The organism is Bacillus sp. WC2507 (assembly GCF_052656125.1).
Window position 1 is genome coordinate 75,029 of sequence record NZ_JBQXPN010000001.1, and the last position, 17,023, is coordinate 92,051.

Here is a 17,023-nt window from a genome sequence, read left to right on the forward strand (position 1 = left end):
AAATTACATTGCTAGTAGCTACTCTTCTTATACCTTTCACTCATGCTACTACAATGTACCCCCTTCCCCTTTATATAATAAAAAAAGCCTTAGTCCATATGGATTAAGGTTTTTTACGCATCTCAAAATACCCCTACCTTGTATTTTTGTTTTCGACAAAAAATAGGTAGGGGTATATTTCGCTATCTCATCGCTAAAAGTTTACTCTTCGCATTAATAGGAATATTTACAGCTTCAATTTCTTCAATTGACTCACCGTAGCGTCCTTTTGCGTACACCTTTAATGCTTCATCTCTCTTTAACATATGCTTAACAGTCTTCTTTATTTTTTGTTCTCTTCCACGTTCGTCAAACGCAATAAATTCATATTCATACCACTCATCACCAACATGCTGACCAATTGTATTCACAACCGTATAGTATTCTTTCGTCTTATAAAGCGGATTATATTTATCGATAAATGGTCCAAGTTTCGTAGGCAGTAACATTACTACTATCACTAGCATCGCTATTATAGTAGTGATCATTTTTTTCTTCATACTAAACATTCCTCCTCTGCAGGATATATATACATCCATTTTAAAAAGAAGGAATAAAATCTACTATTGAATCTCATTACATTACACTTACATTTTTGTAAGAATAAAAAAAGGTGAACGAATTTACTCGTTCACCTTTTAGCTCGCTTTAAAACCACCACCAAGCACATCACGTACATCGTGAATAACAACGAAAGCATCTTCATCTACTCGGCTAATAACTTGCTTTAACTTAACAAGCTCTTGTTTATTAATAACAACATATAAAACTTCTTTATTTTTACCAGTATATCCGCCGCGTCCTTCTAATACAGTGACACCGCGTGTCATGTTTTTCGTAATAGCCTCACGTATTAAGTCTGGTTGATTTGAAATGATTGTGACAGCCGTTTTTGTATCCATTCCTTCTACAATGAAATCAATCACTTTGGCTCCGATGAATACTGCAACAAGTGTGTACATCGCTTTTTCTTGTCCTATTATAAATACAGAACCAGCAATTACAACGATATCAATAATAAGTACACCTTTACCAACGCTCCACCCTAAATATTGATTTGCTAACCGTGCTAAAATTGCCGATCCTCCTGATGTACCTCCAGCTTTGAACATACAGCCTAATCCGATACCTACAAACAAACCAGCAAATAAAGCTGCTAATAGCGTATCACTATTTACATGATACTCAATATGTTCTGTAACATATAAAAACAAGGATGTTTCTACAATCCCTAAAATTGTATAAACCATCGTTTTTTTATCAAAAAACTTATAACCAATAGCTAGTAAAATTGCATTTATAGCAAAGTTCACAATCCCTGGTGACCAATCAAATAAGTAGTACGTAACAACCGTTAAACCAATAATTCCACCTTCCGATAAACGGTTTGGAATTGCAAAGTAATTAATACCAATTGCGAATAATAATGAACCAATTGTAATTAGTGTTATTTCCTTTATACGTTGATTAACCATAGTTCATACCCTCCCCCCATTTGACATTGTATCACTATCTCCTAGAGGTTTAGAAGTGGTTTTTATTCCGCATTTTACCTCTTAAAAATCGAGATATTATGTTTAAACAAAGGGGTGGTTAATTATTCATATTCATTCTCACTGTACGGACAAATCGCTCCACATTCCCTTTCTGAATATGCTTAGCTCTAACCGTTTCATGATTACAAGTAAACTCAAAGTACGGATGAAAATCTATGCTATCTATATGCAAATATGAGTACTCTTTAAATGTTGAAGGATAGTACGGAAATTTCCCGTAAAACAGGAGACGTCTAGTAGTGGCAACAAAAATTCCATGTTGATAACATAACATAAAATTATCCTTCTCAAAGACCCCTACTACAAAGGCTAAAATCTTTTCGTCATCCTCTATATACTTTTTCATACTTAATAAAAGTTCATTCATGCATATCCCTCCAAATATTATTCTTGAAAAGAATCCATGGATTGTTACAAACCGGTTTAACTTCTTTATAAAGTATGAAACGCGTTTCCTGTCAAAGATATTTCAAAAAAATAATCCGTTATGTGATGTACACATAACGGATTAAAATTAAACTGTAGAGCGTTCCACAAGTTCGTATGGAATTTCCAACTTTTCTTGTTTAGAACTTTCATCACTTATTTTCCTATAAAACATTTCAAAAGCCTTTTTACCTATCTCCTTTAAATTTTGATCAATGGTTGTAAGTTGCAATACTTGCGAAATAGGTTGATTATCAAAGCCAATAATCGCTAAATCCTCAGGAACTTGAATACCTAATTTTTCAGCTTCTGTCATAACTCCAATCGCAACTTCATCTCCTGCTACTATTAATGCTTCGGGAAGATCCTGCATCCCCTTTAATTTATGAGCCACTTTCACACCATCTTCTAATGTAAAACATTCTGTGAAAATCCACTCTTCATTCACTTCTTCATCTATAGATTGCAATCGTTGTTTATAAACATCAAAACGCTTTTGACTACTCGGTCCTAATTTCCTTCCCGTACAATAACCAATTTTTTTATAACCTTTCCCAATTAAATAATCCATTCCTAATTGAAAAGCTGCCGAATGGTTCGTATATACACTTGAGATATTTGAAATATCATTATCTTCACAAGCAACAATCGTCCCATAGGAAGCATACGGCTCTATCGTTTCCCATTCATTCGCACGAGAACAAATAATCAGACCATCCAATTGTTTTGTTTTTAACATATGTAAACTTTTCATTTCTTCTTTTTCATTATAATTCGTTTGGCAAAGTAGCACTCTGTAATTATGAGCTAACGCCACCTCCATCATCCCGCCCACCATCGCATCAAAACATGGATGATTAATATACGGTAAAATCACACCAACGATATTCGTTTTCCCTTTTGATAAATGAACAGCATTTGCGTTTTGTGAGTAATTCAACTTCTCAACTATCTCTATAACCGCTTTCCTTTTCTCTTCACTTACGTACGGATGATCATTCAATACTCTCGAAACAGTCGTAACTGAAACTCCCGCCATCTTTGCGATATCTTTAATATTAGCCATACACTCACCTCTACTTTTAACTTAATGAATCCCATCAACATATGTCAAATCTTCTTATCATTACAACTTCATTCGTTTTTCTTACAAAAGTGTAATTTTCCTGTAAGCTAATTCGATAGTGACTCTCCGCAATATTTCATACAATTAAGTCAGAAACAGGGCAACAATTACTCGAAAAGGAGCGGATTCATATGATGAACACAATGAAAATAAACAATTTCTTCAATACAATGGGCATGGTATTTTCCGCTCTTATCGATGCAAAAGCTGTTGCTTCTACATTAAACAAGTAAGGAGAATGCATGATGAATAACATCACTTTTAACAAATTAGATTTTGTAGGATTAGCTAGTGGCTCGATTCTTCTTACTGCTTTTATTTACGCCGCTACGCTTGTATAAATTTTGTGTCCCCTTTCCCCTTTATTATAAATAGTAATAGAAAAGACGACCGTCTATGCCCGGTCGTCTTTTCTTACTTTTGATGTGATTGCAAAGTTTCCTTTAGCTCCTCAAACTTCTCATTTAATTGATCTGTCATCATTTTCATAGCTGTTTTTCGATCTATTTGTTCTCCGGCATCAATTTGAATTGGATCACCAAAAACTAATTGCGCTTTTTTCCCTTTTATCAATTCTTTTACACTTGATGGACCAATATAAGCTGCCGGTACTAACGGAACGTTAGAACGCAGCGCAATCGTAACAGCTCCAGCTTTTAATGAAACGTCTTCTGTTGATCTCGTCCCACTCGGAAAAATCCCTACTACTTTTCCTTCTTTTAATAGGCGTGATGGAATTTTAAGTGTACTCGGTCCTGGATTCGCACGATCTACAGGGAATGCATTCACATTTTTAAAGAACCAATTTTTGAACTTCCCTTCAAATAACTCTTTTTTTGCCATGTAATGAATTTGGGTCGGGTACATCCCTGTAGCTAACATTAATACATCCATAAAACTTGTATGTGTACATGCAACAACATATGGGCCACCTTCTGGTAACTTTTCTCTTCCTTGCACTTCTACTTTCCCAGCTGTTTTAAATATATATTTCAACAAAAATGTAATTGGTTTATACATTTGTTTCGTTCCTTTCTGAATATCCGAATTATAATCATTCTCTTACAACGATTATAACACTAAGTTTTAGGAGTTGGTAATAATTTTAAGTATTAATTGTTACATTTCAATTCTTACAAAAGTGTAATTTTCTTGTAAGCTAATTCGATAGTTACTTCCCAAAATATTTCATACAATTAAGTCAGAAAGAAACAACAACTATTCGAAAAGGAGCGGATCAATATGATGAACACGATGAAAACGAATAATTTTTTAAATACAATGGGCATGGTATTTTCCGCTCTAATCGATGCAAAATCTGTTGCTTCTACATTAAACAAGTAAGGAGAATGTATCATGAATAACATCACTTTTAACAAATTAGATTTTTTAGGATTAGCTAGCGGCTCTCTTCTTCTTACTGCTTTTATTTACGCTGCTACGCTTGATAACTTTGTGTCCCCTTTCCCCTTTATATAGAAAAAGACGACCGTCTATGCCCGGTCGTCTTTTTACATTTTTCTTTCTTTCAATTCTTTTAAAAGCTGTATCATCTCAGCTTGTTGTTTTATCTTTTTACGACCATTTCGGTTAATTGCTGCAAGCTCGCAGGCAACTCCGACGGCGAAGAAAAACAATAAACTTTCTAACATGTGAAATCCTCCAATTGCCTATTAAACAGCTTGGCGTAATTGCTCTTCTTGTAAAATCTTCTTATTTATATTTTCTTCTTTTCTCTGACAAACGTTATTGCGAATAAGTGCCGCAATAACAAGTAAAGTTCCTACAATATCAAACATCGTTATTTGATATCCTTGCATCATCATAATCATTAAAGTCGTAATCGGTACAAAGTTAATAAATAAAATCCCATTAATAGATGATAAAATTTTCACACCATAGTTCCAAGCGAGTAACGCTACGATACCTGGTAATGTCATCATAAACAATAAATCATATTTCACAATAGAAATCGTTCCCACACTCGGAACCGATACGTATCCAAGCGATGTAATAATTACAGTTATAATCCCTGTGACAGTCGTACCGAATACACACGTCAACGTAGAATAACGTAATGTTGACCAATCGCTACACGTTTGACCACCCATCGTATAAATAACCCAACCTACAACACCAACAAATATAAAGGCCAGTGAAAACATGTTATCTTTCAATGTTAAAAAGAAACTCACATCACCTTTCGTAATAACGAATACAGCTCCTACAAAAGCGATAATCATGCTCGTTATCATATACTTTTTCGGTTTTACATGCTTATATCCCCATAGAATACAAATAGAAATCATCGGCATAAGTGCTTCCATAATAGAAGCTACCATCACGCCTGATTTCCCCATTAACATTTGACCTAAAAATATAAGTACATTATATACAGTAAACGCCATCGTTCCGAAAAAGACGAGTAACTTTCCTCTTCCCTCTAAACGAAATGCCTGTTTTCCTTCTTTCATTAACAACAATACAATAAGTACGATCGCCACCGCTCCATAGCGAATGAGCGAAAAATAAAATGGATCTATGTATTCTAGCGCATGATCAGCAACCGGAAACATTGCCCCCCATGACATACTTGCAATTAAACATGCTAAAGCCCCTATTATCATTTGACCTTTTCTCAACACAATTCCCCCGCTTCTTTCTATTTGCACAAAGAGAATTGTAAAAGAAAAAATATATCACGTAAAATGATTCAAAATGATGTTAACTATCACTTATAATGATAGTTAACATCAAGGAGGATCATACTATGGAATTAAGAGACTTACAAATCTTCCAAAGCGTTGCCGACCGCGGTAGTGTAACCGGTGCAGCAAAGGAATTAAACTACGTACAATCAAATGTAACTGCACGTATTAAACAACTGGAAAACGAGCTGAAAACACCGCTCTTTTATCGTCATAAAAGAGGCATGACTTTAACAGCTGAAGGAAGAAAAATGCTCGTTTATGTTAATAAAATTTTGCAAGATGTTGATGAGCTAAAACAAGTATTTTTAGATAGTGAAACACCCTCTGGCATATTAAAAATCGGTACTGTCGAAACAGTAAGTACATTACCTACCATTTTATCTTCTTACTATAAAAGCTATCCGAACGTCGATTTATCATTACAAGCGGGTCTAACAGAAGAATTAATTAGACAAGTACTTGATCATCAATTAGATGGTGCCTTTATATCAGGTCCTATTAAACATCCACTAATCGAACAATACGATGTTAGTACAGAAAAATTAATGCTTATAACACAGAATAAAGCTTTTCATATAGAAGAATTTACAACAACACCCCTACTCGTTTTTAACCAAGGATGTGGATACCGTTCCAAACTAGAACGATGGCTGAAAGACGAAGGTTTGCTACCAAAAAGAATTATGGAATTTAATATATTAGAGACAATATTAAACAGTGTTGCACTCGGCCTTGGGATTACACTCGTACCCCAGTCTGCTGTCCATCATCTTTCTAAAGCAGGTAAAGTGCATTGTCATGCAATCCCTGAAAAATATGGTAGTATTTCAACGGTTTTCATACGTCGTAAAGATAGCTATATGACGAATTCAATGCGCAGCTTTTTAAAAACAATTGAAGAGCATCATCATATCAACATGCTTTAAAGGACATTCTTACGCGAATGTCTTTTTTTCTTACAAAAGTGTAAGCCTTCCGTAAGCTAATTCGATAGTTGTAACCGATCATATTTCCTATAATTAAGACATAAAGCAGGGCAACAACAATTCGAAAAGGAGCGGATACGCATGATGAACAAAATGAAATCAAACAAATTTTTAAATACAATGGGCATGGTGCTATCCGCACTTGTCGATGCAAAAGCTATTGCAACTACATTAAACAAATAAGGAGAGATTATAATGAACAACATTACTTTCAACAAATCAGACTTTTTAGGACTTGCAAGTGGAGCGACTCTTCTTACAGCTTTCATTTACACACTTGCTCAAGGTCTTGTTTAACACTTTGTTTCCCCAAACCCCTTTATATATAGAAAAAGCTGCTCGTCTTATAGACAAGCAGCTTTTTAGTTTATCCCGCTTTAATGGGCAGTAAGACCCCCACCTCAAAATTCAGCGAAAGCAAAGAAGTTTGGTGGGGGATCAACTGCCCATAAAAGTCCGATTGGTTCAACTAATAATCAGTGGGGGATGAAGAAAACCCCCACTGATTAAAGTTTCACTTTATTTCATATATAATTTGACCTGTTTTCGTCATATCGTATCCGCCAATTGCTTTTAATTCATTATGAAATTCTTCCGATTGTAGAATGTCTTTCACGACTTCAATCAGCTCTTCATTTTCTTTATTCTTCAAAATCACTAAATCATACTGTTCTTTCATGATTGGAATAAAATCTACATTTACAATTTGCGAAAATTTTTCTGAACCTACTCCCACATCAGCTTTTCCATTCGCGACTTGCGTGGCAACACCAAGATGATTTGATTCTTCCCATTCATATCCACTAATACGTTCTTTATTTAACTTTTGAATTCGCAATTGTTCATCGACTAACACCCTAATGCCAGAACCTTTTTCTCGATTTACAAATCGTATAGACGATTGAGATAAATCAGCCCATGTTTTTATATTTTTTGGATTCCCCTTTTGCACATAAAACCCAACGTTCCTTGCTAATAAATTAATCATAATACATGGTTGTCCAACTAAAATACGTTTTACATACGGAACATTATATGTATCCGTTTCTCCATCAAACAAATGCAAGCTAACGATACTTCCTTCTCCTTGATACATCTTTACTAAACTCGTTAAACTACCTTGATATGCCCGTAATATATTTGAACTTGGCAGGCGATTTTCTATACGTTTTGCCAGCATATCTAATGTTAGTTCTTGCCCGCTAATAATACATGTACCCAAGCCTCTACTATCTTCGCTCTTTACAGGAGTACCTTGTATTTTCCCCGTTTTCATTTGCTTAATATATTGTTCTAAATCTTCTGCATCAATGCGCATCTGTCTACCAACTCTATAAGAAGGAAGTTCTCCTTTTTTAATTAAGTCGTATACAGTTAATTTCGATACTTTTAATCGCTTTGCTACTTCTTCCGTTGTGTAGGAATGATGATCCATAGACGATTCCTCACTTTCTTTCTTCATTGTAACAAAGAAAAGAATATTTCTCCTATATTTTAAAAACAACTACATCGTTCAAATTATATTCAATTATAACTAGTTATATTTAGTTATATTTAGTTATAATTGAATATGTCAAAACGAAAGGGGATTTTTTTATGAATAAGTTTACATTACGATCCATCGGGGCACTTATACTTTCTTTTCTTCTTATATTTAGTGTTGCATGTACAAGCGGAGAGAAGAAAGAGAAATCAACTGCCAAAGAAGGAAAAACAGTCGAACTTACTATATCAGCAGCTGCAAGCTTACAAGATGCATTAAAAGAAATTGAAACAAAATATAAAGAAAAAGAACCTACTATTAAACTTTCTTTTAACTTCGGCGCTTCTGGTGCACTTCAACAACAAATTGAACAAGGTGCACCTGCTGATTTATTCTTCTCAGCAGCTGAAGATAAATTCCAAACTCTTGTTAAAAAAGGATTCATTAATGAAAAAGAAGGGAAAAATCTTCTTGGAAATGAGCTCGTTCTAGTCGTCCCAAAAGATAGTTCTCTTACAAAAATTCAAGATTTAAAAGATGAAAAAATTAAGAAAATCGCACTTGGTACACCTGAATCTGTACCTGCGGGAAAATACGCAAAGGCTTCTCTCACCCATGAAAATCTATGGAATGACATTCAAAATAAAATCGTATTTACAAAAGATGTTCGCCAAGTGTTAACATATGTAGAAACAGGTAATGTCGATGCTGGTATTGTATATAAAACAGATGCTCTCATTTCAGACAAAGTAAAGATTGGTGAAACAGCAGCAGCGACTTCTCATGAACCAATCCACTATCCTTTAGGTATTATAAAGGAATCTAAGCATAAGAAAGAGGCGACTTCATTTTATGAGTATTTGCAGTCAAAAGATGCACAATCTATCTTTAAGAAATATGGATTTACAGTCCTATCATAATTGCCATGAGCTTTGATGTTATTTTGTCACCAATCTTTCTATCTTTACGAGTAGCTGCATGTGCCACCATTATCGTTACAATTTTAGGAACGATTATCGGACGAGCACTAGCACGCTCCTCATGGAGATATAAAGTAATATTAGAAACTATTTTCTTATTACCAATGGTACTTCCGCCAACTGTAATCGGCTTTTTTCTCATTATCATTTTTGGAAATAACAGTCCCATTGGAACGTGGATAGAATCAATATTTCAGCAGTCTATTATGTTCACATCTACTGCTGCTATCATTGCTTCTACAGTTGTTGCATTTCCGCTTATGTACCAATCAGCAAAAACAGGATTTTCTATCGCGAATGTACAAATTGAAGAAAGTGCTCGTGACCTTGGTGCAAGTGAATATCAAGTTTTTCTACACGTCACACTTCCGCTTGCATTTCCTGCCTTACTAAGCGGAATGATTTTGAGCTTTGTTCGTGCGCTCGGTGAGTTTGGTGCTACACTCATGTTTGCTGGGAACATTCCTGGTAAAACACAGACGATCCCAACTGCAATTTACATGGCAATTGATGCAAGTAATATGCAACTCGCCTGGACACTAGTAGTTATCACTATTAGTATGTCCCTCCTATTTTTGCTATGTATTCAGCTTATTAATAAAAGAATCACTAACTCTTAAAGCAGCTTTTTTTGAAGCTGCTTTTTTTATTTCTTAGGAAATAAAATATACCATCGGGAAATAACTGAATTTTACCTTTTATTTAAATATACATTTTATTTGAATTCACTTTCTAAAATAGGCAATTTCCTGTTATTATATGGAGGTGTTTCAAAAAATGAAGAAATGAAAACGCATTTATATCGTAAGTTCTTCATCCTGTTTTAGCGATCGGTAATCTTCTACTCTATTAGTGGGGCATTACCGATCGTTAGAACGATATGTAATTATATTGGTATAGAAAACCGAAGGGAGTCTTGTAATGGACATTTTATTAGCGCTTCTTCCTGCAATTGCATGGGGAAACATCTTATTAGTAAGCGTAAAAATGGGCGGTGGTGCATATAGCCAAACGGTAGGTATGACAATCGGTGCTCTATTCTTCGCAACAATTATGTATGTATTTACTCAACCGGCTTTAACAATGACAATCTTGATTGTTGGTTTTATTTCAGGTTTATTCTGGGCTTTAGGACAAGTAAACCAATTAAAAACAGTTGAAAAGTTAGGTGTTTCTACTACTGTAACGATTTCTACTGGTATGCAACTTGTTGCAACTTCTATCTTTGGGGTTATCGCTTTCCGTGAGTGGACTACTACTACTACAATCATTATGGGAACGATTGCAATCCTATTAATCGTAGTTGGTGTTGTATTCACATCACTAGATGACAAAGAAAATGCTCAGCCACCAGGACAATTGAAAAAAGGACTTCTTACTTTAATTGTTTCTACTTTCGGCTACCTTGTATATGTAATTATCATTCGTTGGTATAATATCGATGGTTGGTCTGCTATTTTACCACAAGCAGTTGGTATGTTTGTTGGTGCGGTTGTACTGACATCTAAACATAAGCCATTTAACAAATATGCAATCCGTAATGCTTTATCTGGTTTACTATGGGGAACAGGAAACTTATTCTTACTTCTTTCATTACCACGTGTTGGAGTGGCAACAAGCTTCCCATTATCTCAAACTGGAATCGTTATCTCAACATTCGGTGCGATTGTCTTCTTAGGTGAAAAGAAAACAAAACGTCAATTGATCTTTATTGCACTAGGTAGTGTTTTAATTATCGGCGGCGCTGTATTACTTGGTATGACAAAAGCATAAACTTATAGTCTATTAATCCCTGAAGCAATTATGCTTCAGGGATTTTTTATTACAACTATTTTTTAAATATAATAATATTTATAACCTTATTTGCATTAACCCTCCTCCCTCCATTTTCATCCTTTTCACGATAAGTCTTTTCTTTTTACAAAATTCTCTTAAAAATGGTATCGTTTTTTATAACATATCTCCACTAGAAAGGAATAAAGGATATGCTAACTAAACATCGAATTTTATTTATTGGTGCTGGTCGTATGGCAGAAGCTATATTTTCCGGATTACTTAAAACAAGCAAAGAATACATCGAAGAAATTATCGTTTCTAACCGTAGCAACGTAGAAAAGCTAGAACAATTAAAAGGGTGCTATAATGTGTCTATTACAACAGATTGGAAGCAGCATGTTACATCTGTTAATACGATTGTTTTAGCAATGCCGCCTTCTGCACATGAAGAATTATTAGCAGAGTTATCTCCGTTACTATCAAATCAACTTGTCGTAACGGTAGCTGCTGGCATTGGCCCATCTTATTTAGAAGCTAGACTACCTAAGGACACGCCTGTTGCTTGGATTATGCCAAATACAGCTGCTGAAATTGGGAAGTCAATCTCCTTATATACAATGGGACAATCAGTAACCGAGATGCATCAAGAAACCCTGCAACTGCTTTTAAGAGGCATTGGTACTTCGCAACTTTGCACTGAAGAGGAAGTTCATCAGCTTACTGCAGTTACTGGAAGTGCACCAGCTTTCCTTTATTACTTTGCTGAAAGCTTGATTGAAGCAACAAAAAGTTATGGAGTCGATGAAGCAACCGCAAAACACCTTGTCATTCAAATGATTTCTGGCTCTGCTTCTATGCTTGAACAAACGCAAAATCCGGCTAACCTCCGCGAACAAGTAACAACGCCAGGTGGTTCCACAGCTGAAGGTCTCAAAACTTTATATGAGTATAATTTTTCAGAGGCAATTCAAAAAGCAGTAGAAGCAACAAACAAAAAAGCTAGGGGGAAATAATATGAGTTTAACAAGTTTAAAAGACTATACAACATTACATAACGGTGTAAAAATGCCTTGGTTCGGTTTAGGTGTTTTTAAAGTAGAAGATGGTTCAGAAGTAATTGATTCTGTAAAAGCAGCAATTAAAAATGGCTACCGCAGCATCGACACTGCAGCAATCTATCAAAATGAAGAAGGCGTTGGACAAGCGATTCGTGAATCAGGTGTTTCACGTGAAGAATTATTTATTACATCAAAAGTATGGAATAGCGATCAAGGATATGAAACAACACTCCAAGCATTTGAAACTACATTAGAAAAATTAGGTCTAGAATATTTAGATTTATATTTAGTACATTGGCCTGTAAAAGGGAAATATACTGAATCATGGAAAGCATTAGAAAAGCTTTATAAAGATGGCCGTGTTCGCGCTATCGGTGTGAGTAATTTCCACATTCACCACTTACAAGACGTATTTGAAATTGCTGAAATTAAGCCAATGGTCAACCAAGTGGAATACCACCCACGTTTAGCACAAGAAGAATTACATGCTTTCTGTAAAGAACATAACATTCAGCTTGAAGCTTGGTCGCCATTAATGCAAGGACAGCTACTGGATAACCCAACATTACAAGACATTGCTACAAAATATAATAAATCAACTGCACAAATTATTTTACGCTGGGATCTACAAAACGAAGTTGTAACAATCCCTAAATCTATTAAAGAACATCGCATTATTGAAAATGCAAATATATTCGATTTTGAATTAAGTGCTGATGACATGAAAGCAATTCAAGCTCTAAATGAAGATCGTCGCGTTGGTCCAGATCCAGATAACTTTAACTTCTAGTAGAAAAACCACTGCCATATGCAGTGGTTTTTACGTTAAATAAAACTGAAAATTTAAACTATATTCCATCCGGTTGACACTTCATTATCCAAGGTGTAAGATTTTGAATTATCAAAGAAACACAAAAATTAATAAAATTTATTCGTTTACTCATTGTATCAAGAGAGGTGGAGGGACTGGCCCTTTGAAACCTCGGCAGCAGGTTCATTTTGAATACTGTGCCACTTCCTGCAAGCTTTGTGCTTGAAAGATAGAATGAGGGACTTCGTTTATATACGGGTGCATAACTTGTACGTAAAAATCCCTCTTTCTCAATACGAAAAGAGGGATTTTTTATTTTTCATTTCCCTCATCATCATCCAAACTTAATTATTTAGGAGGAAAATCAAATGAAAAAGAAGTTTGTACCCGGTATCGCATCAGTTGTAGGAGTAAGTATTTTATTAACTGGTTGCGGTAGTTATAAAAACGAAGCAAGCGGAGCAAATGCAAAAGGCGAGGCACCTAGTAAACAGGTTTTAAACTTATCTTCACCTACTGAAATACGAACAATGGATACAGCTCGTGCTACAGATACTGATTCTGGTCAAGTGATGAGAAACGTATTTGAAGGCTTGTATAATCTTGGTGAAGGTAACAAACCTGTCCCTGGTGTTGCAAAATCTCATGAAGTAAGTGGCGATAAAACGAAATACACATTCCATTTACGAGATTCAAAATGGTCAAACGGTACGCCTGTTACCGCGAAAGATTTCGTCTTCGCTTGGCAAAGAGCTGTCGATCCAGCAACAGCCTCTGAATATGCATTTTTATTCTTTGATATTAAAAACGCAACAAAAATTAACAACAAAGAACTTCCAGCCGACCAACTTGGTGTAAAAGCAATTGATGACCATACGTTTGAGGTAGAATTAGAGCGTCCTGTTCCGTATTTTATTAGCTTAACAGCGTTCCCAACATTTCTACCAATTAACGAGGAATTCTTTAAAGCACAAGGTGATAAGTACGCTTTAGAAGATAATGCAATCTTGTACAATGGAGCTTTTACACTAAGCGATTGGAAGCATGAACAAAGCTTTAAATTCAAGAAAAACCCTAGCTATTGGGATAAAGATACTGTCAAACTAGAAGAAATCAATTTTAACGTCGTAAAAGAAAAATCTACAGAAGTAAATTTATTCGAATCTAAACAATTAGACCGTATAAAACTAACATCTGACTTCGTTGATAAATATAAAAAAGATGCCAACTTTAAAGAACGCCCGAACGTAGGGGTCCAGTTTTTACGTATGAATCAACAAAACAAAGTACTTCAAAATGTTTCTGCACGCCAAGCAATCGATCAAACAATTGATCGAAAATCCTTTGTAAATACGTTATTAAATGATGGCTCTACACCAACCTTTAGTCTCGTGCCGAAAAACTTTACAAAGGGGCCTGACGGAACAGACTTCCGTACTGCAAACGGGGATTTAACAAAAATCAATACAAAATCTGCACAAGAATTGTGGAAGAAGGCAAAACAAGAGCTTGGTTCTGAAAAGATCACATTAGAATTATTAACAAGTGATGGTGACCTTGAGAAGAAAACTGGCGAGTTCTTAAAAGGGCAACTAGAAAAGAATTTAGACGGATTAACAGTAAATGTAAAACCACAACCGCGTAAACAACAAGTTTCACTTTTATTAAAAGGTGACTACGAAATCGGAATTGACGGCTGGAGCCCTGATTTTGCGGATCCAATTACATTCCTTGAACTATTTACAACGAATAACCCTTACAACTTAGATCATTACTCTAATAAGGAGTTCGATGAAACAATAGCAAAAGTGAAAACAACTTTAGCTGGTGATGAAAAAGCTCGCTGGGAAGCATTACTGGCATCCGAGAAAATATTATTTAAAGACTCTGTTATCGCTCCTCTTTACCAAAAAGGTGAATCTTATTTAGAACGTTCTTATGTGAAAGGAATTGTGCAAGTAGACTTTGCAGGTCAATTAAACTTCAAATGGGCACAAATTGAAAAATAAAAGGCAACCTGAATTGAAGTTTTTCTACCCATACCAATTGTTTTATTGGAAAAATGTATCAAAAGCGGATTTCTCATTAGGAGAAAATCCGCTTTTTCAATATATTATTTTTAAAAAATAATACTCCATTTTTTATTATTGACATATAGTTCTTTCCAGTGTTAATATTCTAAATAATCAAAGAAACTAAATATTTAACCATCAAAATATAATGTCTTCTACGTTGAAACATATAACGATAGATTATAGTTCAACATGTATATACATATAGAACACCTGATGACCTACATGCACATTTTTATAATAGGTTTTCTCTTCTTCTATAGTTACACTTCAAGACATGGACATTATGACGTTACAAACAACACATTTAGGGAGGAACGAACAATGAAGAAAAAAGTTGTACCTGTTGTTGCATCTGTTTTAGGGGCAAGTCTATTACTAACTGCTTGCGGGGGAAATAAAGATAATGCAAGCGGAGCGAAAGCAAATGATAAAGCACCTGATAAACAGGCCATTAACTTATCATTCGCTTCAGAAATTCCAACAATGGATGTTGCAAAAGCAACGGATGGTGAATCCATGAACGTAATGCGAAATGTTTTTGAAGGTTTATATGCAATGGGAGAAGATAATAAACCGATTCCGGGTGTTGCTGAGTCGGTTGACGTTAGTCCCGATAAAACAAAATATACATTCCACCTGCGTGATTCAAAATGGTCAAACGGTACTCCTGTTACAGCAAAAGATTTCGTCTTCGCTTGGCAACGTGCCGTAAATCCTGATACCGCAGCTGAATATGCATTCTTATTCTTCGATATAAAGAATGCGAAACAAATAAACCAAAAACAATTACCGGTTGATCAATTAGGTATTAAAGCTCTTGATGACAAAACTTTAGAAGTACAACTAGATCGTCCTGTTCCCTACTTCTTAAACTTAACGACATTCTCAACATTCTTACCAATTAATGAAGAGTACTTAAAATCTCAAGGTGATAAATACGGTTTAGAAACAAATCATTTAATTTACAACGGTGCTTTCACATTAGATAACTGGAAACATGAACAAAGCTTCCAATTGAAAAAGAATCCTAACTATTGGGATGCTAAAACGGTAAAATTAGAAGAAATCAACTTCAATGTCGTTAAGGATAAATCTACAGAAGTTAACTTATATGATTCAGGACAAATTGATCGTGTTGCTTTGACTGCGGAGTTTGTTGATAAATATAAGAGCGATCCAAACTTCAAAGAACGAGCTGAAGTTGGCATTCAATTTTTACGACTCAATCAAAAAAATGAAACATTAAAAAATCAACATGCACGCCTTGCTATTAACGGCGCAATGAATAAAAAGGCATACGTAGAAACAATTTTAAATAACGGCGCTGTTCCAGCTGAAGGAATGGTTCCTGCGAAATTCGCAAAGAGTCCAGAAGGCAATGACTTCCGTAAAGAAAATGGAAATCTAGTCAAAGATGATGTGAAAACAGCGAAAGAAAACTGGAAAAAAGCGAAGCAAGAACTTGGTACTGACAAAGTAACAATCGAACTATTAACTAGTGATAATGCTTTAGCTAAAAAGACTGGTGAATATTTAAAAGGTGAACTAGAAAAGAACTTAGATGGCTTAACAGTGAATTTAAAACCACAACCACGTAAACAACAGTTAAAACTACTATTAAGTGGTGATTATGAAATCGGAATCGATGGCTGGGGCCCTGACTTCGCTGATCCAATTACATTCTTAGATTTATTTACAACAGATAGTGCTTACAACTTCGATAAATACTCTAATAAAGAGTATGATGAGCTAATTCATAAAGTAAAAACAGATTTAGCCGGTGATGAAAAAGCACGCTGGGAAGCAATGAAGCAAGCTGAAAAAATCCTATTACAAGACGGTGCTGTCGCTCCTTTATACCAACAAGGTCGTTCTTACTTACAACGCGGATTTATTAAAGGACTTGTAACAACTGACTTCGGCGGTGAGTTTAACTACAAGTGGACAGAAGTTGCAAAATAATAAAGTAAAAAAGGTATCCCAAGAAGGATACCTT

The 17,023-nt window shown here is 35.1% G+C and carries 19 protein-coding genes and 1 riboswitch; of the genes, 11 read left to right on the top strand and 8 right to left on the bottom strand.

What is annotated here, in order from left to right; all coding sequences use genetic code 11:
* Positions 1-182 precede the first annotated feature (182 nt).
* The 4 genes from ACUN28_RS00435 to ACUN28_RS00450 all read right to left on the bottom strand — a co-directional run bounded on the left by ACUN28_RS00435 (position 183) and on the right by ACUN28_RS00450 (position 3,087).
* Complete coding sequence (locus ACUN28_RS00435) at positions 183-539, bottom strand: YxeA family protein (RefSeq protein ID WP_016133457.1); 357 nt, start codon at positions 537-539, stop codon at positions 183-185.
* 138 nt (positions 540-677) lie between these two features.
* A complete protein-coding gene (locus ACUN28_RS00440; protein WP_016089616.1) occupies positions 678-1,514 on the bottom strand; it encodes a YitT family protein in 837 nt (278 codons plus the stop codon).
* A gap of 118 nt (positions 1,515-1,632) precedes the next feature.
* Positions 1,633-1,962 (bottom strand): PH domain-containing protein, encoded by a 330-nt coding sequence (locus ACUN28_RS00445; protein ID WP_016089617.1) that lies wholly within the window; start codon positions 1,960-1,962, stop codon positions 1,633-1,635.
* 147 nt (positions 1,963-2,109) lie between these two features.
* Positions 2,110-3,087 carry a LacI family DNA-binding transcriptional regulator gene (locus ACUN28_RS00450; protein ID WP_016089618.1) on the bottom strand — a complete coding sequence of 326 codons (978 nt, stop codon included), beginning with the start codon at positions 3,085-3,087 and terminating at the stop codon, positions 2,110-2,112.
* A 305-nt stretch (positions 3,088-3,392) separates the two neighbouring features.
* On the opposite strand from ACUN28_RS00450, the gene ACUN28_RS00455 reads away from it, so the two are divergent.
* The gene (locus ACUN28_RS00455) at positions 3,393-3,488 is read left to right on the top strand and encodes a DUF3948 family protein (protein ID WP_080118129.1); all 96 of its coding nucleotides are present in this window, start codon (positions 3,393-3,395) and stop codon (positions 3,486-3,488) included.
* A gap of 73 nt (positions 3,489-3,561) precedes the next feature.
* Here the strand turns inward: ACUN28_RS00455 and ACUN28_RS00460 are convergent, their stop codons facing one another.
* Complete coding sequence (locus ACUN28_RS00460) at positions 3,562-4,167, bottom strand: lysophospholipid acyltransferase family protein (RefSeq protein ID WP_016089620.1); 606 nt, start codon at positions 4,165-4,167, stop codon at positions 3,562-3,564.
* A 336-nt stretch (positions 4,168-4,503) separates the two neighbouring features.
* Here ACUN28_RS00460 and ACUN28_RS00465 point away from each other — a divergent pair, with 336 nt between their 5' ends.
* The gene (locus ACUN28_RS00465; protein WP_080118131.1) at positions 4,504-4,626 is read left to right on the top strand and encodes a DUF3948 family protein; all 123 of its coding nucleotides are present in this window, start codon (positions 4,504-4,506) and stop codon (positions 4,624-4,626) included.
* Between the two features lie 32 nt (positions 4,627-4,658).
* Here ACUN28_RS00465 and ACUN28_RS00470 read toward each other — a convergent pair whose 3' ends face one another.
* Both ACUN28_RS00470 and ACUN28_RS00475 read right to left on the bottom strand, forming a co-directional pair.
* Positions 4,659-4,799, bottom strand: a complete 141-nt coding sequence (locus tag ACUN28_RS00470) for a YrzO family protein (protein ID WP_000894068.1) — start codon at positions 4,797-4,799, stop codon at positions 4,659-4,661.
* Between the two features lie 21 nt (positions 4,800-4,820).
* A complete protein-coding gene (locus ACUN28_RS00475) occupies positions 4,821-5,789 on the bottom strand; it encodes a DMT family transporter (protein ID WP_033659609.1) in 969 nt (322 codons plus the stop codon).
* Positions 5,790-5,917: 128 nt separating this feature from the next.
* Here ACUN28_RS00475 and ACUN28_RS00480 point away from each other — a divergent pair, with 128 nt between their 5' ends.
* On the top strand, positions 5,918-6,784 hold the full coding sequence (locus ACUN28_RS00480; protein WP_016089622.1) for a LysR family transcriptional regulator: 867 nt from the start codon (positions 5,918-5,920) through the stop codon (positions 6,782-6,784).
* 255 nt (positions 6,785-7,039) lie between these two features.
* Positions 7,040-7,141, top strand: a complete 102-nt coding sequence (locus tag ACUN28_RS00485) for a DUF3948 family protein (protein WP_016089624.1) — start codon at positions 7,040-7,042, stop codon at positions 7,139-7,141.
* A 217-nt stretch (positions 7,142-7,358) separates the two neighbouring features.
* Here ACUN28_RS00485 and ACUN28_RS00490 read toward each other — a convergent pair whose 3' ends face one another.
* Positions 7,359-8,306, bottom strand: a complete 948-nt coding sequence (locus ACUN28_RS00490) for a helix-turn-helix transcriptional regulator (protein ID WP_080118132.1) — start codon at positions 8,304-8,306, stop codon at positions 7,359-7,361.
* A gap of 134 nt (positions 8,307-8,440) precedes the next feature.
* Here ACUN28_RS00490 and modA point away from each other — a divergent pair, with 134 nt between their 5' ends.
* From modA to ACUN28_RS00525, 7 genes are all read left to right on the top strand, one after another.
* Entirely contained in the window at positions 8,441-9,247 is an 807-nt protein-coding gene (gene modA, locus ACUN28_RS00495) for a molybdate ABC transporter substrate-binding protein (protein WP_016089626.1), read from the top strand.
* Between the two features lie 5 nt (positions 9,248-9,252).
* A complete protein-coding gene (gene modB / locus ACUN28_RS00500) occupies positions 9,253-9,927 on the top strand; it encodes a molybdate ABC transporter permease subunit (protein WP_016089627.1) in 675 nt (224 codons plus the stop codon).
* A gap of 301 nt (positions 9,928-10,228) precedes the next feature.
* The gene (locus tag ACUN28_RS00505) at positions 10,229-11,080 is read left to right on the top strand and encodes a GRP family sugar transporter (RefSeq protein WP_016089628.1); all 852 of its coding nucleotides are present in this window, start codon (positions 10,229-10,231) and stop codon (positions 11,078-11,080) included.
* Positions 11,081-11,292: 212 nt separating this feature from the next.
* A complete protein-coding gene (proC, locus tag ACUN28_RS00510) occupies positions 11,293-12,096 on the top strand; it encodes a pyrroline-5-carboxylate reductase (protein ID WP_016089629.1) in 804 nt (267 codons plus the stop codon).
* 1 nt (position 12,097) lies between these two features.
* Positions 12,098-12,931, top strand: coding sequence for an aldo/keto reductase (locus ACUN28_RS00515; RefSeq protein WP_016089630.1), 834 nt, complete (start codon positions 12,098-12,100; stop codon positions 12,929-12,931).
* A gap of 152 nt (positions 12,932-13,083) precedes the next feature.
* Positions 13,084-13,188, top strand: a riboswitch (SAM riboswitch).
* A gap of 132 nt (positions 13,189-13,320) precedes the next feature.
* Positions 13,321-14,961, top strand: a complete 1,641-nt coding sequence (locus tag ACUN28_RS00520; RefSeq protein ID WP_016089631.1) for a peptide ABC transporter substrate-binding protein — start codon at positions 13,321-13,323, stop codon at positions 14,959-14,961.
* Positions 14,962-15,348: 387 nt separating this feature from the next.
* Positions 15,349-16,989, top strand: a complete 1,641-nt coding sequence (locus ACUN28_RS00525) for a peptide ABC transporter substrate-binding protein (RefSeq protein ID WP_016089632.1) — start codon at positions 15,349-15,351, stop codon at positions 16,987-16,989.
* Positions 16,990-17,023 lie beyond the last annotated feature (34 nt).